19 protein-coding genes and 1 pseudogene are annotated in these 19,813 nt (G+C 45.3%); 18 read left to right on the forward strand and 2 right to left on the reverse strand.

The window, feature by feature from the left end; all coding sequences use genetic code 11:
* Positions 1–210 precede the first annotated feature (210 nt).
* Complete coding sequence (locus DESACI_RS06810; RefSeq protein ID WP_014826452.1) at positions 211–1,110, forward strand: MerR family transcriptional regulator; 900 nt, start codon at positions 211–213, stop codon at positions 1,108–1,110.
* Between the two features lie 518 nt (positions 1,111–1,628).
* Here the strand turns inward: DESACI_RS06810 and DESACI_RS06815 are convergent.
* Complete coding sequence (locus DESACI_RS06815; protein WP_014826453.1) at positions 1,629–1,934, reverse strand: zinc-ribbon domain containing protein; 306 nt, start codon at positions 1,932–1,934, stop codon at positions 1,629–1,631.
* Between the two features lie 83 nt (positions 1,935–2,017).
* On the opposite strand from DESACI_RS06815, the gene DESACI_RS06820 reads away from it, so the two are divergent.
* Entirely contained in the window at positions 2,018–2,230 is a 213-nt protein-coding gene (locus DESACI_RS06820) for a hypothetical protein (protein ID WP_014826454.1), read from the forward strand.
* Positions 2,231–2,761: 531 nt separating this feature from the next.
* Positions 2,762–3,094: a hypothetical protein gene (locus DESACI_RS06825; protein WP_014826455.1), complete on the forward strand. Its 333-nt coding sequence runs from the start codon at positions 2,762–2,764 to the stop codon at positions 3,092–3,094.
* 369 nt (positions 3,095–3,463) lie between these two features.
* Here the strand turns inward: DESACI_RS06825 and DESACI_RS06830 are convergent, their stop codons facing one another.
* A complete protein-coding gene (locus DESACI_RS06830) occupies positions 3,464–3,703 on the reverse strand; it encodes an aminotransferase class V-fold PLP-dependent enzyme (protein ID WP_041275993.1) in 240 nt (79 codons plus the stop codon).
* 428 nt (positions 3,704–4,131) lie between these two features.
* Here DESACI_RS06830 and DESACI_RS25410 point away from each other — a divergent pair, with 428 nt between their 5' ends.
* The 15 genes and pseudogenes from DESACI_RS25410 to DESACI_RS06905 all read left to right on the forward strand — a co-directional run bounded on the left by DESACI_RS25410 (position 4,132) and on the right by DESACI_RS06905 (position 19,803).
* Positions 4,132–4,257: a hypothetical protein gene (locus tag DESACI_RS25410; RefSeq protein ID WP_014826457.1), complete on the forward strand. Its 126-nt coding sequence runs from the start codon at positions 4,132–4,134 to the stop codon at positions 4,255–4,257.
* Positions 4,258–4,595: 338 nt separating this feature from the next.
* A pseudogene (locus tag DESACI_RS06845) lies at positions 4,596–5,716 on the forward strand (zinc-dependent alcohol dehydrogenase).
* A gap of 100 nt (positions 5,717–5,816) precedes the next feature.
* Positions 5,817–6,905 (forward strand): sulfite oxidase, encoded by a 1,089-nt coding sequence (locus tag DESACI_RS06850; RefSeq protein WP_014826458.1) that lies wholly within the window; start codon positions 5,817–5,819, stop codon positions 6,903–6,905.
* 859 nt (positions 6,906–7,764) lie between these two features.
* On the forward strand, positions 7,765–9,639 hold the full coding sequence (locus DESACI_RS06855) for a nucleotide-binding protein (protein ID WP_014826459.1): 1,875 nt from the start codon (positions 7,765–7,767) through the stop codon (positions 9,637–9,639).
* A 30-nt stretch (positions 9,640–9,669) separates the two neighbouring features.
* Entirely contained in the window at positions 9,670–11,139 is a 1,470-nt protein-coding gene (locus tag DESACI_RS06860) for an ATPase, T2SS/T4P/T4SS family (RefSeq protein WP_014826460.1), read from the forward strand.
* On the forward strand, positions 11,132–12,034 hold the full coding sequence (locus DESACI_RS06865) for a hypothetical protein (RefSeq protein ID WP_014826461.1): 903 nt from the start codon (positions 11,132–11,134) through the stop codon (positions 12,032–12,034). Before DESACI_RS06860 ends, DESACI_RS06865 begins: the two co-directional genes overlap by 8 nt.
* Positions 12,031–12,897, forward strand: a complete 867-nt coding sequence (locus DESACI_RS06870; RefSeq protein WP_014826462.1) for a hypothetical protein — start codon at positions 12,031–12,033, stop codon at positions 12,895–12,897. Before DESACI_RS06865 ends, DESACI_RS06870 begins: the two co-directional genes overlap by 4 nt.
* A gap of 74 nt (positions 12,898–12,971) precedes the next feature.
* Positions 12,972–13,109, forward strand: coding sequence for a hypothetical protein (locus tag DESACI_RS24470; protein ID WP_014826463.1), 138 nt, complete (start codon positions 12,972–12,974; stop codon positions 13,107–13,109).
* A 95-nt stretch (positions 13,110–13,204) separates the two neighbouring features.
* Complete coding sequence (locus tag DESACI_RS06875; RefSeq protein WP_014826464.1) at positions 13,205–16,300, forward strand: beta strand repeat-containing protein; 3,096 nt, start codon at positions 13,205–13,207, stop codon at positions 16,298–16,300.
* A 204-nt stretch (positions 16,301–16,504) separates the two neighbouring features.
* The gene (locus tag DESACI_RS06880) at positions 16,505–16,693 is read left to right on the forward strand and encodes an aspartyl-phosphate phosphatase Spo0E family protein (RefSeq protein WP_041275994.1); all 189 of its coding nucleotides are present in this window, start codon (positions 16,505–16,507) and stop codon (positions 16,691–16,693) included.
* 75 nt (positions 16,694–16,768) lie between these two features.
* Entirely contained in the window at positions 16,769–17,677 is a 909-nt protein-coding gene (locus tag DESACI_RS06885; protein ID WP_014826465.1) for a CpaB family protein, read from the forward strand.
* 21 nt (positions 17,678–17,698) lie between these two features.
* Complete coding sequence (locus DESACI_RS06890) at positions 17,699–18,280, forward strand: TlpA family protein disulfide reductase (RefSeq protein ID WP_014826466.1); 582 nt, start codon at positions 17,699–17,701, stop codon at positions 18,278–18,280.
* Positions 18,261–18,785: a hypothetical protein gene (locus DESACI_RS06895; protein WP_014826467.1), complete on the forward strand. Its 525-nt coding sequence runs from the start codon at positions 18,261–18,263 to the stop codon at positions 18,783–18,785. Before DESACI_RS06890 ends, DESACI_RS06895 begins: the two co-directional genes overlap by 20 nt.
* Before the next feature lie 44 nt (positions 18,786–18,829).
* Positions 18,830–19,297, forward strand: coding sequence for a hypothetical protein (locus DESACI_RS06900; RefSeq protein ID WP_014826468.1), 468 nt, complete (start codon positions 18,830–18,832; stop codon positions 19,295–19,297).
* Positions 19,294–19,803, forward strand: coding sequence for a metal-dependent hydrolase (locus DESACI_RS06905; RefSeq protein WP_014826469.1), 510 nt, complete (start codon positions 19,294–19,296; stop codon positions 19,801–19,803). The genes DESACI_RS06900 and DESACI_RS06905 overlap by 4 nt, the downstream gene beginning before the upstream one ends.
* The last annotated feature ends 10 nt before the right edge of the window (positions 19,804–19,813 follow it).

Consider the following 19,813-nt stretch of genomic DNA (forward strand, 5'->3'; position numbering starts at 1 on the left):
GAAGGCCCTTTCGAATCTCGGTTCGGCGGGTAGGGGTGAAGGAATACTGGTTGATTATGTTTTTATAATATGCACCCACCGGAGCGGTTTGGGCGTTTGTGGTTTTTGGGCTTGAAACCAATTCATAGGAAAACCAAGAGTACCTGAGGATATATTGTAATTGACATTTCCCCAAGGTAATAGTTTATAGTAACCTTGGAGGTGTTAATCGTGAAAATTAATGAAGTTATGAAGGTTACGGGGCTTACCAAGAAGGCAATTTATTATTATGAAGAAGAAGGTTTAATCAGTCCTTATAAGGAAAAAGACAACAATTATCGAGTTTATTCAGATGCAGATATTAAAACACTTGCGCAAATCAGTGTTCTCCGAAGATTAGATATACCATTATATGCCATTAGTGAGATTCTCAAAAATCCGCATGAAATCAAAAATATTATGAAAGAGCAAGTACACCTTATTACAGAGAAAATTCATTTTCTAAATAAAAATAAAGATCTAATTGAGAACTTTGTTACTGGACTGAATGACTGCAATCTTAACTCTGCGATGGAAGAGTTAGAAGAGCTAAATAAAGTTTTGATAGCTGATTCCAAAACAAGGGCCGGTTACATGATGAAGGAATTGGATAGGATTTTTCCCGGTAACTTTGGTAAATTGCTTTCTTTTCATTACGGTCAGTTTTTATATGAGCCGTTGGATAGTGATGAAAAATTCAAAGCTTGGGAAGAGTTGGTTAACGACTTAGACGAAATAGAAGAAATTGAATATACGGAAAACATTCAAAAAATTATCAACAAATATTATGGTAAGATAACTAAAACAGATTTGATAAAAATAAATGAAATAAGTAAGCAGGCCATTGAACGTTTATTAACGCGAAAAGGGTCTCCATCAGAAGAGGAACCTCTTGAGGCTAAAAGAAAAGTAGAAGAATATTACACAAATATTAGTAATAAAAAGGAAATTCAGGATTTCTCAGAGTTACAACAATTTCTTTCTAATTATCAGTCTGTATTTAAAAGACTTGATAAACATATTATGGTCTTGAGTAGCAAATTTAGAAAATTACAAGATATAATATTTAACAGGACTGGACAAAATGCTTGATAAGTACGGAATACATTTGTAAACATAAATTCTAAGGCTTAGCGCTAGCAAAGCCAGCTTTATCAATAATTTAACTCAAGCAAATATTTTGATACCCCTACCGGAGGATTTTGGGTTTCCTGTGGGTATTTTTATGCTACTTAATGCAGGAAATGAAGGATAATGGTGGAATTATGATTAACGAGAACTCAACGTTGAGCTGTCTTATTTCTGCAACATCGGCAATAGTAAATCCCACATCACCTCAGTGCCCCAGCTAACCCCAAGAAGAAATAGCCACCGTAATTAAGCCTAGCCAGCAGTCAAAGTTGCGTGAGTGGTGCGGAGATCTTAAATGGCTGGAGAACCCCAACACCTAATGCTACGGGATGTCCTTACCTATCGAATAACCCTCACCGAACCGGAAAGCTGGAGGCTGAGGGATGCGGCAGATGGGGCAGACTTGGTTTGAATATCTAATTTAACCAGCAAATAAAAAGGCTTCCCAGGCTTTAATCCTGGGAAGCCTTTTGAATATTTTACCAATTGTCACGTTGGCGGGGTTGGTAACAGTCACGGCAATAAACGGGTTTGTCACCGGATGGTTGGAAAGGAACGGTGGTTTCCTTTCCGCAATTTGCACAAACTGCTGGGAACATTTCTCGTTGCTGACGACCGTATCCTCCGCCATTACCACGAGTTTGTTGTTTTTTGGCCGCACGACAAGCCGGGCATCGACCGGGTTCATTGGTGAATCTTTTTTCAGCATAGAATTCTTGTTCTGAAGCAGAAAAGTTGAACTCTTGACCACAATCTCTGCAAGTAAGGTTTTTGTCATTAAACATTAAAAATACCTCCTTAAATTTTCTGCCCGCTGGTGTGGGATTTAATCTTCCCATAGAAACCTTAAAAAGGGGGATATGATATAATGTTGGCGCAAAATCCTACATTTATAATTAGCCCATCTCTTTGCTATAAAGATCAATTCCAAGTTGGAGACCATGTGGAGACGTATAGACACTGCAAAGGAACTGTTGTTCGAGTTGATAATGATGAAAGTGGACTCTTTATTGTAGTGAGGTTCGAGACTGTATACGGAGAATTTGCTTATGACCCTTACGATCTGAAAGTAATTCCATGACATCTTTGTCTTGATAGAAGGGAACGTTAAGATACTAGTCTTGAGACCGCCTAAACCATGAGGTTTAGGCTTTTTTTTTCTCAATGTCATACCCGGCGGCTTTGAAAGGTGTGTTGGCACTAGAATTTCCTCTACCTACAGAGGGAAGGTGTAATACATATGGCTCAGCAGAAATACTAGGCTTCTTTATCCATATAACCTTGTACCTTGTCACAGTAATCAATAGTCGTTCATAAGCTACCTTGAGGAACTGAATGACGATGCCATTACGTTGTCCTAATTGTAAGGGTACGGACCACTTAAGCACGTGGGTTAAGTGCACTGCAGAAACATTAGAATGAATATTGTTCTGGCCGCCAACTGCCGTGTTTATGTCTGCCCAAAGTGCTTAAGTGTGTCGACCAGTGTAGATCTTCCACATATTTTGCCAACACCACAAATTTATTTAAACTCTGGTATTCAGGAAAGGGTGGAAATATTCGCCTTTTTTGATGTGCATAGTGCGCAGAGTAGGCAATTGAATCATTAGATATGTTGAAGCAAACCACCCAAGGAACACAACAATTCACTCAGTTAGACCAAAGTATGACCCAGTTTAAAAACCAGTCAAAGCAGCAACAGCAACAATCAATTCAAACGATACAGCAGTCAACCCAACAAGCTATTCAGGCACTAAACCAAACAAATCAATCTATACAATCATTACAAGTATTAACCCAGATGGAAACATTCATTGAACAGGCCCAGCAACAGCTTCATTCAATGAACCAACAAGGTGCGACCCAGGGTCAGTCTCAACAGGCTCAAACAATGGGCCAAGGCGTAAACCTGAGTATGGGGCAGGGTCAAAATGCTCTACAATAATATCTGTACCTAATGATGTAATTATTTTCCGCTCACTTTTCCGAAGCGGCTCTGATTAATAGATTGAAGCGAGGTACGGCCGTTGATTGCAATTATCCTTGAATGGAGGTTGGCTATGATTGATCTCTTACCTGAAATGTAATTACATTCAAGTGGCTTCGTCCACAAATTTTTGGGTATTTGTCAAGTGCTTTTTGAAAAAATACATAAAAAGAGCAGGGTACATATTTCTATATACTCTGCTCTTTTAGATTTGCGCTCGCTAATGTCTTAACTAAATGACATTGCTGTTATTACGCCTTCCTTTTTCTTGATTTCATAAGGGATGACTATTTGGAAGATCACGACTGTTTCTCCGTACAAAGCCAATTATATATTAATATCTAAGAGGACAGTATCTTTGGAATGATCGGCATTTAAAAAGCTTAGTATTATATTTCTGGCATCTTCAAATAGCTGTTCTGTATAGGTAGCCTTCTCATATTGTCTTCCATTGACATTGGCATACATCGGGGCAAATTTTGTAATCTCTTCAATCATTGAAATAAACGGTGGTGTTGTAGAGGCATTATCTATGTAAATCGAAGGGGCCATTTTTCCATTAGCCAAATGAACTTTTGTGTCTGCCCCTAAGACTAAGTTTCAGTAATTCATAATTTCCTCCCGGTGTTTCAACCCATTTATCTACCTACATTTTTTACGTATTGGAATTATTTATTCTCAGATCTGACAAGAACGTTAGCCAATTTTTCAAATAGGTGTTATAGCTCTATGTTTTAAAACAACCATTTCAAAGAAAACAACTATTTTAGCTAGAAATATGAGCAAGTACCCACCTAAGGACATATAGTATATTGTAATTACCAAAATATGCAAAAAGGAGGAAGAGATATGGCTTTTGGGGCAGGAGGCGCTGGATGCGGTGGCGGTTTTGGCTGGGGAGCTGGAATTGGTATTGTTGTGGTCATCATTCTTCTATTGATCGCATTGGGAATCGTTTTTTAACGCTTTAAAGTTTTTCGAAAGGAGTAGATTTCATGTACGGATATGGCGGCTTTGGCGGCGGCTACGGCGGTGGTTATGGCTACGGCGGTGGCTGCTTCGGAGCAGGAATTATCGCGATTGCAGTTCTTATCTTAATCGCACTTGGAGTAATCTTTTAATATTTGAAGGGCCAACTTCTATTTAACTGCCATTCATTAAATAACCTATATAGAGAAAGATAATTTTAAAATTAACGGTTATGTGGTTAAACACTTGGCCGTTAATTTTTATTATTAAGATAATAATCATGAAAACTATAGTACACAAAAGATAATAGCAGTCCAAGGACTTTTTTCGCTTGCTCAAGTAATGGGTGTAAGATCCGTATGTAGTTCTGAACCAAATGAATTGGTATCCGCATGCTGGTGTTGCAGTAAATATTCTTGCATAATGTGGCATGAAAATATACAAAGAAGGGAAAATAAAATAGCTATAGCCAATTGAAAGGAATAAAAATATGAAGGCAATAACATACCAAGGGGTCAATAATGTCCAGATTAAGGAGGTTGAGGACCCAAGAATAATAAAAAGTGATGATATCGTTGTAAAAGTTACATCTACCACAATTTGTGGGTCAGACTTGCATTTAACCCGGGGCCGAATTCCCAAAATGCCGAAGGGGTTCATAATTGGGCATGAAGCGATGGGCATCGTAGAAGAAATCGGGAAGGATGTAACTAAGGTAAAGAAAGGTGAACGGGTAATAGTACCTTTTCCTATAGCATGTGGACACTGCTGGTATTGTGAACATGAACTTTGGAGTCAGTGTGATAATTCAAATGAGCATGGAGAAGTAGGCGGGATCTTTGGTTACAGCGAGTTGATGGGTGGATATGATGGAGGCCAGGCCGAGTACCTTATGCTAATGTAGGCCCTAGAAAGGTTTCTGAAGACCTCACGGACGAACAGGTTCTATTCCTTACGGATATTCTGCCAACCTCATACTGGGGAGTAGAAAACGGAGGCGTAAAAAGTGGAAACACTGTGGTAGTTTTAGGCTGTGGACCCGTTGGGCTTTTGACCCAAAAATGGGCTAACTATATGGGAGCAAGTAGAATTATTGCTATCGACAACATTGACTATAGATTAAGACACGCTAAGAAATTTAATAATGTGGAGGTATTGAATTTCGAGGACTACGATAATACCGGAGAATACATTAAAGAAATAACCCACGGTGGAGCAGATGTAGTGATTGATTGTGTTGGCATGGATGGTGAGATGTCTGTAGTTGAAAAAATCGAATCAAAATTAAAGATACAGGGCGGTTCCAAGTCCGCAATTGAAATTGCATCTCAGGCGGTTCGTAAAGGAGGAACGGTATCTGTTGTTGGAGTTTACGGTGCTAGATATAATAATTTCCCCTTTGGAGATTTCTTTTCCAGGAATATAACATTAAAGATGGGGCAGTGTCCTGCCCATGCGTATGTAGATCGAATTTTAGATTTAATTAGAAGCGGAGAGTTTAATGCAACGGATATAATAACTCACAAAATGTCACTATCCGAAGGCAAAAGGGCTTATGAACTGTTTGACCAGAAGCTTGATCATTGTATAAAGGTTGTATTAAAACCCTAGCTTTTGAGGGTATGGCTATTATCGCTTAAAAGAAAACGATTATTTACAATGGACTGACAATTATAAAGAAAGTAATTTAAGAGGAAAGAGGCATTATGCGATGAATCAGGATTTACCTCGAAGCATTAACGATAAGCCAGGATTGGTACCCTGTCAGGTGCTGCCCGAAAACTTGGAGTCGCCGATTAATAATGTATTAACTTGGGTGACCCCAAACGATTTGTTTTATGTCCGAACTCATTTATCTTACCCCACAATAAATCTTCAATCTTGGACCTTATCTATCGGAGGGGAAGTTGAAAGATCGCTTGGTTTTAGTTTTAAACAACTTAAAGAAATGCCACAGGTAGATAGATCCGTAACAATTGAATGCTCGGGTAATAAACGCGCTATGTTTGAACCTCCTGTACCTGGGGAACAATGGGGAATTGGTGCTGTAGGCAATGTCAAATGGACGGGAGTACCACTGGCATTTATCCTTGACCAGATAAAGCCCAAGGACAATGCTGTAGAAATCGTTTTTACCGGAGCAGATTCGGGAATCCGACCGGATATGGATACTCCGGTGAATTTTGAGCGTAGCTTACCAATGAACAAAGAATTATTAGGGGAATGCCTTTTGGCCTTAAAAATGAACGATGAACCAATACCGCATAAACACGGTTTTCCTCTTCGTTTGATTGTTCCGGGTTGGTATGGAATGGCACATGTTAAATGGGTTACCAAGATAAACCTTATCGCAAGTCCTTTTCAAGGACCATTTCAAGCAATTGACTATGTCTATATAACCAACGAAGGAGATTATTCGAATGCCGTACCGGTTACAGAGATGAAAGTTAATTCTATCATCACCTGGCCTTCGAAAGGAGAAATCATCCATAAAGGTCAGCATTCCATAAGGGGTCTCGCCTGGACAGGAAAGGGTACCATCAGTAAAGTGGAAGTGAGCGTAGATAATGGGATGACTTGGAACCTTGCCAACATAACCAGCCCTGAACATAAAGAATATACATGGACTTTTTGGGAGTATACTTGGAATATTATAAATCCAGGACATTATTTTGTGCTGGCTCGCGCTCATGATAGCAACGGAAATGTTCAACCAAAAGCAGCTCTATGGAATGCAAAAGGGTATGGGAATAATTCAATTCATACTGTTACAATAACTGTACCCCAAGTACTTCATTAGATAAAACCCTTATAAAAAATAAACACTTTACTTGTTCATCCAATCGTGAGACTCCCACTTCTTGTGGGAGTGGTCCCCGATCTCTGCTTCGGTGGGGGTAGATTCCCCCCACCGAAGCCCCGATGTTCAGCTTTAGCTGAACGAGTTCACTATATGGAAATCGCTAGTCACTTGCTAACTGTCGTATAAAGCCAAGCAAGTAGCTGTCAATAACAACACAGTATCGCCAATGTCCTAGCTATTAGCTAAGACATTGGTTTTAATATAATAAATTAAGAAATAAACTTGAAGCCCATAAATGAGATGCCTGTAAAAAGTTTAATAGTGGCTCGGCGTTAGAAATAAAATGGTCGCTAGTGATTAGGGTTCACCGCAACCAAGGGTCATTGGAATACCAGGGACATTAGGTTACCAAGTTCTAATTCTTTCTCCAGGGTAAATAAGATTCGGATTGCGACGAAGCCAGGGATTTAAACGTAAAAGGTGATTCCACTACGCTTTGCAATTTCATGCATACTTTTACCACGACGTACAACGTTACGGTTATGCATTGTATTTTCCCCGTTTACCATTATAAACCATTTTATGTATAGACAAAGATGTAAAGTGCAAGTACAAATTACATCAATGTGTTTTCAAACCCGACAAATCAAGCACCCAAGGCACATGGTGTAAGGGAACATATTTCCCAGCACCATGTGTTTGTTTTTGAACTGATGCAGCGACATGATGCGAGCCGAAATCATTCATTTGATTAAAATAAAAGTCCAGTGCCTATTCTTGGTCCAAGCTCTTTTGATAAGAAACGGCGTTAGTCAGCTTTTTTGTGGGAAAAACTTATATATCTTATGAGGATTCAATGACAGAAAGGAAGGAGATCAATGTGCTCAACGAAAATGTTGCCCGAATCGAGCAAGAGCAACCGATTGGAATCTCGGTCTTGGGACCAGGCGCAGCGGACTGGGAATTTTGGTTAACGTCGGCCGGATTTAAACTGGCGAATCAAGAGGATGCGGATGTGATCTTATGGGTTGATCCCGAAGCGAAGGACTTTCCTGCAATTGCCAAGGATCCGCGCTGTATTGTGGTCGGGAATTCCAAAACAAACGCCCTCTGCCAGCAAAAAAAGATCACGTATGTAAAGGATGTGAACGATGGTGAAGGTATCCAGAGACAACTTGAGGAGTTTGGCCGAAAAACCAGAGAAACGTTGGAGAATCCCACACTTGCGAAAAGCCGCAGCCTTACGGTTCCACCGGCTCTTTCGCCCCAACGTCCCGAAAAAAAGCATGGTATTCGGCTGCAAAGAGGTCTTATAAAACGTCATCTACCACCGGATGCTCCTCTGGAAGACCCCAAAGGCGAGCTTCGAGAGGAATTTAGAGAGGAATCTGGGCCATTAAGCCGGCGGAAAGATATTATCGCAGCTCTCCCATCCTTGGGCGAAGATGAACGGCGGTTAAAGCAATATATTCAGGAGAAAAGCGAAGGGGAGTACCGAGTCTTAGAAGTGGCAGAATCCTATGCGGACCTTATACGGGCCGCCGAAAAAGGATTCTTTGAGGTGATACTCGTCCATCGCGAACTGCCGGGACTCGAACGGAATCTGGTTGAGAATCTGAAATTACTCCGGGAAAAGGCCCCCGGAACGCGAATTATCCTAATCGAACGCCAAAGCGACGATTTTTCGGCTATGTACAAAGGCCATCTTGATGTAATAGACCTTGAATGGCAAGTGATTCCTGAGCTTCCCGGACACCTCGTCAGTCTTCTTAAAGGACAATATGAAAGACAACCGGAGAATCATGTCGTTTTTAAATGGGAAGACGAACGTAAGCCGGTAACGTCCCTGCCTTCTGTTCGAACCTCAGTGCTGAGTCCGGCTCTTATTGCTTACCATAGCGCTGGCGGCGGAGTGGGCAAAAGCACCGGAGCCACACAAATGGGGTTTGTTTTTGCAGAGATGGGCTATAAGACCTTGATCATTGAGCTTGATACCGAAAAACCGTCGTTGCTCAGAGCCGTCGGTGCTGCCGAAGATTGTCCAGGCCTGGCGGCCTGGAATCATTCAGACTTTATCAGCGAAAGGACGGCGATCGAAGCAATTCGCAGAACCAGCCGCCAAGTCCATGGACTTTATGTGCTTCCGGTCGGTCCCATAAGTCCTAAAAAAGTCGTCTTGCCCTTTCATTTGGAAGGGTTGAACGGCGGAGAGGAAGAGAACGTCGATCCCTGCCAGCAAGCCGCAGTCTTTTACAGTGCGGCCCTCAAGGAATTTCAAATCGTCATCGTTGATACCAACAATAGCTGCGTTGACCCGCCGGTCTTCATGGCGCTTAAAATGGCGAAACGCGTGTTTTATGTTATGGAAGCCACCAAGGTGTTCCTGGATTCTGCGGAGGCCCATATTGAGCAGGCCTATGATCTTGGCATTCAGCTCTCTAACTATCGAATTATCCTTAACAAATGTACGGCTAACGATCTCCTGAGCCTGCGCACCATCACACAAACCTTAGAGATTCCGGTCAGTTTGCAGGTTCCCTTGGATGTTGAGGGCTATCGCCTGGCGGCACATCAGGGAAAACCCTATAAACCGAAAACCAAAAAAGGGATCTCTCCATGGGGTGAATTCTGCCAGAACGTTCTTCAAGATCTCGAAGTCCCGATTACGACCTCTCAAGCCAAGAAGCCTTCGCTGAGAAACTGGCTGTTGGGCTGGAAAAAGAAATCATAGGAAAGGAGAAGCTCGAAGGGAGGAACGTCTATGAATGAATACAAACTAAAAATCCGACAGCGCCCCCAAATTGATGTTGAACGGGTAAAGCGTGAGGTCGAGCGCCAAAGAGCCTATCAAGCCCAAAATCCTGGCAGTGAGGCGGCCGGCATTACCATACACGCTGATTTTTTGGGAGGGGAAAGCCCGCAAAGTTTAATGAACAAATCGGTCAGCCTGGAATTTATCTATGACGATGTCTACGATGCTGAACGAGAAGTATACGATGAAATCAGCCACAAATACGGTCACCTTCTGGACGGGGACAAAGAGGCCCGTGAAACAGAATTGCCCATTGTTGTCGCCAACCTGGTGGCCGAAAAGGATCTCAACGTCGAGGAAAAACGCTTTGTTTTTCAACGGGTGGCCAACCGTTATGTCGGTTATGACATCCTGCAGCCCTTAGTGGCGGATGCCACGATTACGGAGTTTGGCGGCAACGGGTATAAACATCTCTGGGTTGAAATTGACGGTCTCCTCCATGATATTGGTCCTGGCACCAACTTCTATCCGGAAATTGCCTTTCCCAGTGCTCATGCCTATGAGGAATATATTCGAAAACTCTATGCCAAAACAAAGCGCAGCCTGGACAAGCTTGACTGCCTGGAACGTGCCGAGCTTCCGGATGGTTCCAGGCTCTCAGTTACCTGGCCGCCGGTGGTCCGGGTTCCCATATTCTCCATCCGGAAAGCACCCGACACCAGCAAGCGTTATACCTCAGAAAGTTTTATCGAAACCGGAGCCGCTACTGAGGATATGATGGAACTTTCCGGCCTGCTCACGGAAGGCCGCTGTAACGAGAATGCCCTGGGGGCCACGGGATCTTCGAAGACAACCTTCAACAGGATCATGGTTGAAGAACACACCCTAAAAGAGAGGGTCATCGGTATGGGAGATAACCGGGAGCTTAATCCCATACACCCGCATTATATCCCGATGCAGACGGTCAAGCGTAAGGAAAAGCCCATTGGTATCGATGAATTGATTGAACAGGCGTTAACCATGAGGCCTGACCGAATCATTATGGAAGAAATGCGTAATGCAGTCGAAGCCGGCGGCTTCATGAAAATCATCAGCCACGGCCATGATGGTGTTTTAGGTACTGGGCACTCCAAAAATCCCTGGACATTTATGAATCTCATGGTCGTTTGGCTGCAGGAAACTGGCATGAACGTGGAAGAGCGCTTCATTCGCCAAATGCTCCATGACGCCCTGGATTGGCTTGTTTTTTTCAAACGTTTTGACACGGGTGGAAAGCGGAAGATTGTATCGATGTGGGAAGTCTTGCCCTATGAACCCGGCAGTGAGGGATTTAACCTCTTGTATGAATACGATTTCGAGCAGAAAAAACATGTCCAGCGTGGAAAACTTCATGAACGAACGTACCTGCGCTGCTTGGAAAATGGTATTGTCATCCCGGACAAGTTTTTGGAACGAACGAAAGGAGGTTTTCATGCTTAACTTAGCCCTCATTCTCTTCGGCTGTTGGTTTGTGATCTTGTTCCTTTGGATTTCTCCCAATCTCAAAAAGGAGCGACGTCAGCCATGGAAACCGAAGGAACTGCCCAAAGTACACCTGCCTCTGCTGCTCCGAAAATCGGACGCAGAGCTAGAACGATCGCTGGCCGTTTTAGGATTAAGTGTTCAGAAGTCCCGCCTCTTGGATCTGGCTGCGATGGCCGGGATGGGACTCTATGAATTCATGGTCACCCAGGACATCATCAGTGCCCTCTTCTATGCGATGCTTGGGCGCATGCTGTTTAAAGCCTATATCGCCTTGAAAGCCGCCCATAAAGAGCAGCTGCAGGATGCACAGACTCACCAGTTTGTGCGCGGGATCAAAGACAACCTAAGCATTGAAAGCAGTCTCTTGGAGGCGGTCCGCAACGCTGCCCAGCAGCTCAAGGAACCCCTGCGCGGCGAGCTCATGCTGGCCTTGAACAGTACCCGCGGAAACCGAACGCTGCCGGAAGCCATCTATGACGTCGGGGTGCGTCTGCTCAATCCGGTCTATGCACAGCTCAGCCGGATCATGGAGAAAGGCCTGAAGGAAGGGCAGCGAGAAATGACGTTTGCTTTTGAACAAGTCGAAAAGAGTTTACGGGAGGGAGAAAAGGCAGCCCATAAACGGGCGAATAAAATCCAATCTTATTTAAAGCTCCTAACTGTCTTTGTCGTTTTTGGCCTGGCGACTCCGGTTTTAGAACTTTTATTTCGTTCGGATGTTTGGCAGGCGACGACGGGACAAACCCATTGGGCCTGGAGCATCGGCGCGGCCTTCGATCTCTACCTGGCTATGGGCCTTAAAAAATTCACCCGTCTCTTTGTGCGGCGAGGAGGACTGATGACGCGATGAACCTACTAAGTATCGTTCTACTGTGTCTTTCCATTGCCATGCTTTTTCACTACACCTTTTTCTATGATTATGGCCGGGCCTATCTTGCGGCTATGTACCATCCAGAGAAGCCTCAGAGCTACCAGGAACTGATCACCCGCCAATTGAATCAGTGGGTCAGTTGGGTAATCAAAAAAATGGGGAAAGAAGATCTCGAAAGACTGGAAAAGGTCGAGTTAGAACCGGAAGACTATGTGATGCTGCGTTTTGGAATTCCCGCCATCGGAGTCACACTTGGGGGTATCGTTGGGGTTGTACTCCATATGAGGATCGGAGTATCTTTAACCGTCGCCTTAGTTTTGGCGCTTTTAGGGGCCTTGGCAGGATACCTTGTACTCAGGGTTGCCATCATCCTTGTGTTAGAGAATTACAAGACACAAATGAAAAATGCCTTACCGGAGCTGATTAATAACCTCAAAATTAATATCATAGCCGGCGATACCATCGAACAGGCCTTTCGATCGTCGGCAGAATTTGCCTCGGGGCCAGTTGAGAAAATGGTGCTAAAAATCATTCGTTGGAGCAACGGAGAAATGAGCTTTGCGGAAGCCTTAGACCGCATGATTGCTGAAGCTGACGACACGGACCTCCACTCCGTCCTGCAGCGAGTCAAAACCTATAATCTTTCGGGAATTCCGGATCGAAACCGGGTCTTTGACGATATGGCCGAAGATATGATGAGAATCAGCGCGGATCGTCAGGAAAGTGCGTTGGAAAATCTAGAAATTCAATTAACGATGCTCATGCTCGGAGGCATGGTCGGGAATGTCCTTAGAATCGGGGTTCCTGTGGGAGCGCTAGCCTTCAAGAATTTGATGAAATAGAAAGGGAACGTTTGTGGGAAGCGCTCTTATTAAAGATAGAACGATCTATAAGAGACTTGAAAGGGGGGGAGCGCATGCTTAAAGAAGTTCTATGGCAGATTGGAGAGGCCGTGGTTGTCGCAATTATCATTGGGATCATCGTACTCTTTATTAACGGAAATCTAAGTTCAACCCTGGTGACTGAGTTTGGTAAAATTACCGGCTTAAGCTAATTCGAAAGGATAGAAAAAGGCAAGCAAAAGAGCATAGCCGGTTCTCAAAAAACCTCGGTTATGCTCTTTGCATTTTCACGAAAGGGGGGAAAGCAATGGTCAGTAAACCCATACAATGGGTTTTCGGGATCATTTTACTGATCGGCGTTGGCTTGGGCGTCTTTGTGGAATACGATAAAGCGGCAGAGATTAAGGGCTATCTGGGTGAAGGAGCCAAACGGGTCGAGGAGTCGATCAAAGCCAACGGCTGTCTGACCCAGAACGCCGAAGCCAATATTGCCCAATATCTCCGGAGCAACGGCATGGATCCGGCAAACATCTACTTCAATGCGTCAACAGGACGTCAAAGTTACGGTTCAACTGCCGTCAATGGAGCTTTAGGTTATGACTTTACCATCGAAGTTCCGGGGTTTAACCTCCCCATCTATAAGGTTTATCTTGAAAAAGAGATTCCTAACGTCAATTCGGACTACGTTACGGGAATGACAGCGGACACGTCCGCCTGTGTCGGAGATTTCAGCAATTTTGGCGGAGTCCAGATGTCCACGACGGATCTTGGCCCCACACCGACAACCAATGTGACCAATCCCTCGATCCCGACCTCTCTGACCTTTTCAGGTCCGACGACGGTAACGGTCGGGCAAGGCGGGCAATACAGCGGCGTGGTGAGTATGGGAGCGACAGCGGCTCCCGCCGGGACTCAAGTGGAAATCAGTTCTCCCAACGGAACGACCATGGCCACAACCCAAGCCGATGGGAGTTTTAGTGTCACAATTACCTTTCCCAGTGTAGGGCCTCAGGTCATTACCGCCAAAGCAGGGATCGGGACAGCCGCCGAAACGGTCACCGTGGCTGCCGGTGCCCCGGTCCAGCTGCTCTTAACCAACCCTTCCAGTGGAACGGGGAATTACCAGACGGTCATTGGGAACTCCATCTCCATCCAGGGGATGGTTACAGATGCGAGTAGCAACCCGGTCTCTTTAGCAAGCATCAGCGTTACGTCAGATACTTCCGATGTTCCGAATCAAACTATAAAAACAAACACACAAGGTGCGTTTAATTTTACTTATACTCCGAAATCGGTTACCACGCAGCATGTGACCTTCACAATTAACTCGTTAACGGCGACGGCGAATGTAAGCATCCAGCAAGGGACCCCGCAATCGATCACCTTACAGAGCAGCACAGGGTCCTCCTATAGCTCCTCACCGCTGACCATCACAGCCGGTCAAGCTATTAATCTTAAAGGAAATGTCGCCGGCTTATATGGTTCTCCCGTTTCAGGAGTCACAGTATCGGTTGCCTCTCCCACGGATGGGATTGATAACATGGCTCCGAATGGGAGCATTACAACAGATACTGCGGGCAATTTCACCAATCTCGATGTTGTTTTAACGCAAACAGGAACTCAAGCGATTCAGGCGACGACGGCAGGCATTAACTCTCCGGCCCAAATTCAGGTCAATGTTAATCCTGCAGGAGCTGCCAAAGTCGCAAATTTGGCGGTAACCCCGGATCAGATTGCTTCCGGAGGAACCGTCACAGTTACAGGTCAAATCTTAGACAGCTATGGAAACCCCGTGCAGGCGGGGACAGCCCTTACCCTTGTTGGTCCTGTTACGACCACGAATGCCACGACAGGGTCGGGAGGACAATTTGCCCTGACACAAACGGTCTCAACCCCTGGAATGGCTACCTTAAAAGTACAGTCTAACGGAGCAACTCTGAATGGCGGTACCGTGGCCGTCAATGTTCTCCCGACAGGGGCTTACAGTTTAGCAGTATCTTTGTCCTCAGATCAGGTCCTGACAGGAGGTTCTCTAACAGCAACTATAACCCTCAAAGACAATACGGGGACACCGATCTCAGGCAAATCGATCACGTTATCTGAAAGTCCGGAGCCATCGGCGTTAGTAACGACTCATGTTACCACCGATAACAGCGGTCAGGCCTCAGTGACCGTTGGACCGGTGACGAAAGTCGGTTATGAGTCTCTCACTGCAGCGATGGACGGAGTGGCCAACGTCATTGGAACCTCAACGTTCCAGGTCCTCGCACGTCCTCCAAGTTTACTTATCGCTAACGTTTCGCCATCCACGACGCAAGTATGGACAGCTTCAAATCCAGTACCCTTACCCGTCATCAGTGGTACGGTTACCGATTCGTATGCGAACCCTATTTTCGGGGCTTCTGTAAACGTTTCAGGCGGCTATGGAGCCAATGTTTCAGGTTCGACCGATAGTAACGGCTATTATAGCCTTTCCGTTAAACCCACGAATATAGGCGGTCCGTTTGCTCTGAGTTTTGCGGTGTCAAGCACCCAAGGTAACTTCAATACAGTCCAGGGGAGTCTTACCGTAACAGCGCCGATCACGGTGCCGGTTGACAAAGTTCTGGCGGGTACTGTAATTGCCGGGCAAACAGGAACCATGCCAAATAAAGTAGGCAGCGGCACGGTTATCACTCCCGGACCAACGGATCAAGCGATTCCGCAGGGGTATTATGGCGGGGCGCTCACGGATGGTAAAGTTAAAGGAGTTGTTGTCCCACCGGCCAACGTCTTAACGGGCACGACGATCGCAGGCACGGCAGGGACCATGCCTGTCCATATTGGAGGAGCTAATGTTAATTCCCTGTCTTGGTGGACTGGGGGTGGATCGACCGTATACCTTGAACCTCCTGTAGGTTATTACGATGGGAGTACTTGGACGTATTATACCGATCCGAACTTAGTGTCTAGAAATATTAAAAATGGAGTCAGTATTTTAGGGGTTACGGGAACAGCACAGACATTGACAATTAATGCCGGAGATGCGATTGCGTCAGAGTCAACCACGGTACAGCAAAATACCTCTAGCAATTGGGTTCAATATCAAAATATGGGGTTTAGGATAAATACACCGGGGACCTATAGATTAAAGTTTGACATATATGGACCTAGTGGTGGAACTAGTGCATACGGTCAGGTACGAGTAAACGGCACAACTGTAGGAACAACCTTTAAATATGTCTGTTCTTACCCTCCAAGTGTTTGGGAAACCATGCAGGAGGATATAACCCTTAATGCCGGAGATTATGTAACACTATGGTTTTATGCAGACCCATATGTTGGTTACCCAAATTCCGAAGTCCGTAATTTTTCTCTATGTTATGGAGTAGCCAATGCTTCCAGCTTAGGGTCGTGGCAATAGTCTTAAAGATAAGAGTAGAAATGACATTTGGATATTTCTGCTCTTTTTTCTTAATATGAATAGATGATACCTAATACTTATTTCGGTTAGTCAGAAATCTTTTACATATTACGACAAACTCTTTGCTTTTATTGGATTGATATTTCCGTAATTTTAACCTAAAATACGGAAGTATGTGATACATTATGAAACGGGGTTTTAAACATGGGGCTAACTTCACTTAATCAACTTGAAGATTTACGATTACAGATGCAAAGGATTGCTATAGGAAAAGAACTTACAGATCCGATCGTTGTGAAGGTTAGTGAAAAACTTGATATCTTAATCACTGAGTTTTATATGGATCAGAAAAAACTGCGCCATAAAGCGCAGCGGCAACGAATAATAATTTAAAATCCAGTAAATTATAGTTTTCAAGAATATCGTCCTACTATAATGCTTCCGCCAAACAAACAGGTGGGGGCTTTTTTGTTTAAAAAAACATGGTATCCCTTGTCTATACGCAAACGCCGTGCCCTTAGCAGGTGCGGTGTTTCTATTTGTTTGTGGGAGATTCTCTTAGAACCTGTAGAAGTTAATTTCTTACGAGAGGAGACGTTTATGAAAAAGATATCCCGCAGCCGAGGCATCCTTATTTCCTTAGCAGGTGCCGTTTGTATTACGTATTTCATGACCAGAACTGTTCTTGCGATCGGAGGGCCTCGTGTTTCTATGGTCATGGTGACGGGAACGGTCAAAGAAGGTTACCCCATTCGAGAATCTGCTCTTCGAACGGAAACAATGCCTGCGAAATTTGCCGTCAACGCGGTCACCGATGAACATGCCGCGATCGGCAAACGAGCCGCCATTGAATTAACCCCCGGACACCCATTACTAAAAGCAGATATTTCGGACAAACCGATGCAGAACGGGTTGTACATGGGGGAAGTTGGTGTCCGAATCCCAGCGGACCTTGTAAGTTCGGGAGGGGCTATGCCTGGGGATTACGTTGATGCGCTGGTCTCAACGGGAAAACAAGTGCCCGGACAATCCGGCCCGTTATCGACGCTTTTACGCCATAAACGAGTGGTTGCGGTCTATAACGCCGGCGGACAGAAGATCGAGTCCACGTCGACCGCCAATATGGCCGGCGGGCTATCCATGACTCCCTCAGGAGTTTATACCCCAGCCTCGGTGGAAATCGCTGTTAATTCAACCCAAGAACGCGATGAATTGCTCAGTGCCGGGAAAGTCGTATTAAGTATATCTCCCTGGGGCGAAGAGGATCCTTCAACCCAGGGAAATACTCCATCAAATCCTCCCGCCTCCACGGCGCAGACTACCCCAAATGCTACTCCACCTCGCACGACAAATTCCGGAGCAAAACAGGCTCAATAAGCAGAAACGGAGGAAGAAAGCATGTTTAAACCTTCAAGACTAGGATGTCTCATTGCGGCCGTGGCTGCAGTTGTTGTCATAGGTAGTTATTTTGGCCTTGTGGGTCCTTGGAATCCCAACAAGGCCGCAGAAATCCCCATCAAACCCGACTATACTCTGATTCCAGTCTACACCTTGGACGGGCGCAGTGTTTACCTCAATGCGGCCATAACACCTCTGGAGTTTTTTTCCGTGAATTGTCCCCATTGCCAAGAAGATTTACCGCAGATTCAAACGATGGTCAGCGATCTAAATCGTAAAAAACCGTTCATTTATGTTTCCACCTTCCTTAACACGTCGGATCTTCCGGAGGCCATCAAGGAAACGAAAGCCTTTATTTCAAAGTACAAAATTGACGGAACCGTCGTTATTCAGGCCGGCGCACCAAAGGCTTATGTTAAAACAGTTCCCTCTCTGGTTACCCTGAAATCCGGTTCATCATCTGTCCCGGAAATCACAGAAGGCATGCTCACTAAAGAAGAATTGCAGTCTGCCTTGGCCGTGGCACCGGCAGTTACTTCAGAACAGGAAAAGGGGACAGCCCATGAACCTGTCAAACACTAAGGATTTTAAAGCTCTTAACGATCATGAACTAGGCTCGGTCTCACAGCCGGTATTAGTGGTAGCCCTCTTAGCCGTCATTTTAGTCACCGGATTTATCTGGATTGCTCTTAAGCTCATGGCGGTTCAACGTGCCAATGTAGAGACATGGATGCAGTCGCTGCTCAAAGATTCGATCCAGACAGCTGTGGCCGTTTCTATTCCTCAAGGCGTAACGATGGACAATTCTGCATTAGAAACGACCGTGATTCAGTTGTACGCCCAAAAACTCAAGGTCACCACGGGAAGCCTGGCTGTTCAAACGTTTACCGTTTACGGCGATAATGATGCCGGCTTGCCGGCACCACCCGGTGTCACAGGGACCATTCCAGGAAGGAGCGTTTATGTGAGTCTGCAGGTGACCTGGACCATGCCGCCGGTTATGGGAATTAGTTACACCGGAACCTATCCCGTGTGCGATCTTGTCGCCCTGCCAACGTATTTTGCCCCGAGTCAGCAGTGGAATTAAAGAGTACCAATCAACCAAAGAAACAAAGAAAGGGCGGAGGATCCTTGACAAGGTTTTGGAACGTAACGTGCAAACAGGGTGCCTGGCGCGGCAATATCTATATTCTTGCACCCTCCGAATGGGAAGCCGGCAAACAAACAGAAATCGCCCTCGATCAGCTGGGGCTCCCGGCAGAGGTTGTCCGCGTGTATCAGCTTCCGGGAATTGGCTATCCACCGATTCAAGCAGCGTCGACATCTGGAGAAAGCCGCTGCCTGCTGTGTGACCAGCCGGCCAGAGAGGCACCGATTAGCCGCAGAACGGTGATCAGTCCAAAAATAACGGTGCCATTTTTCGGGGCAGTTCGGATCCTCGGTGAAATCCGCACCAAGGTTTGCCCTCATTGTGGCAAACCGGATCAATGGCAGATTGATTTCGGGTATATTCCGGAGAACTGGTTTGAAAATCAAGCCCAAGTTGTCCCCTTTGTGGGAAAAAGGCTTATAGAAGATAAGGAGGTGAAGGTTCCATGATGGGTTCCACTCATGCCGCTGCCGGTATGCTCGCAGCTGAGATTGTTTTAAGCGTCTCCCATGCCCCGCCCATCTATTGGCCGATCGGTATCGCGTTCGGGGCTGCTTCAGCGATTCTGCCGGATATTGATCATCCCAGTTCGTTTTTGAATCAACGTCTGCCCTTGGGGAGCAGTGCAGGCATGGCGCTTGATCATCGCCACTTTACGCATTCTATCGCAGCAGCCTGGCTCTTTAGCCTGTATCTGCACTGGCTTTGGCCTATGGTGCCCAGTATTTTATTGACCTGCGCTGTTGCCGGTTATCTAAGTCATCCAGTCTTGATGGATATTCTTAATCCAGAAGGGGCTCAGCTTCTCTGGCCACTCCCCTGGATGATCAGCCTGGCCCGAATTCTTCCCTATCCCTTAACGTTTTCCACGGAAGATTGGATGGAACGTGTGGTTTTAAAAAATGGGCTTTGGATCTTAGTCATTATCACGGTGGTGCAGCCCAAACTTATCTGATTTGAACTAA

The sequence above is a fragment of the Desulfosporosinus acidiphilus SJ4 genome (assembly GCF_000255115.2).
Lineage (GTDB): Bacteria > Bacillota > Desulfitobacteriia > Desulfitobacteriales > Desulfitobacteriaceae > Desulfosporosinus > Desulfosporosinus acidiphilus.

Coding starts and splice junctions, on each gene's coding strand:
- DESACI_RS06850 (WP_014826458.1), top strand. CDS start 5,817: ATGAATCAGGATTTACCTCGAAGCATTAACGATAAGCCAGGATTGGTA.
- DESACI_RS06890 (WP_014826466.1), top strand. CDS start 17,699: ATGTTTAAACCTTCAAGACTAGGATGTCTCATTGCGGCCGTGGCTGCA.
- DESACI_RS06880 (WP_041275994.1), top strand. CDS start 16,505: ATGGGGCTAACTTCACTTAATCAACTTGAAGATTTACGATTACAGATG.
- DESACI_RS06875 (WP_014826464.1), top strand. CDS start 13,205: ATGGTCAGTAAACCCATACAATGGGTTTTCGGGATCATTTTACTGATC.
- DESACI_RS25410 (WP_014826457.1), top strand. CDS start 4,132: ATGTACGGATATGGCGGCTTTGGCGGCGGCTACGGCGGTGGTTATGGC.
- DESACI_RS06865 (WP_014826461.1), top strand. CDS start 11,132: ATGCTTAACTTAGCCCTCATTCTCTTCGGCTGTTGGTTTGTGATCTTG.
- DESACI_RS06820 (WP_014826454.1), top strand. CDS start 2,018: ATGTTGGCGCAAAATCCTACATTTATAATTAGCCCATCTCTTTGCTAT.
- DESACI_RS06825 (WP_014826455.1), top strand. CDS start 2,762: ATGTTGAAGCAAACCACCCAAGGAACACAACAATTCACTCAGTTAGAC.
- DESACI_RS06895 (WP_014826467.1), top strand. CDS start 18,261: ATGAACCTGTCAAACACTAAGGATTTTAAAGCTCTTAACGATCATGAA.
- DESACI_RS24470 (WP_014826463.1), top strand. CDS start 12,972: ATGCTTAAAGAAGTTCTATGGCAGATTGGAGAGGCCGTGGTTGTCGCA.
- DESACI_RS06870 (WP_014826462.1), top strand. CDS start 12,031: ATGAACCTACTAAGTATCGTTCTACTGTGTCTTTCCATTGCCATGCTT.
- DESACI_RS06855 (WP_014826459.1), top strand. CDS start 7,765: ATGACAGAAAGGAAGGAGATCAATGTGCTCAACGAAAATGTTGCCCGA.
- DESACI_RS06905 (WP_014826469.1), top strand. CDS start 19,294: ATGATGGGTTCCACTCATGCCGCTGCCGGTATGCTCGCAGCTGAGATT.
- DESACI_RS06860 (WP_014826460.1), top strand. CDS start 9,670: ATGAATGAATACAAACTAAAAATCCGACAGCGCCCCCAAATTGATGTT.
- DESACI_RS06815 (WP_014826453.1), bottom strand. CDS start 1,934: ATGTTTAATGACAAAAACCTTACTTGCAGAGATTGTGGTCAAGAGTTC.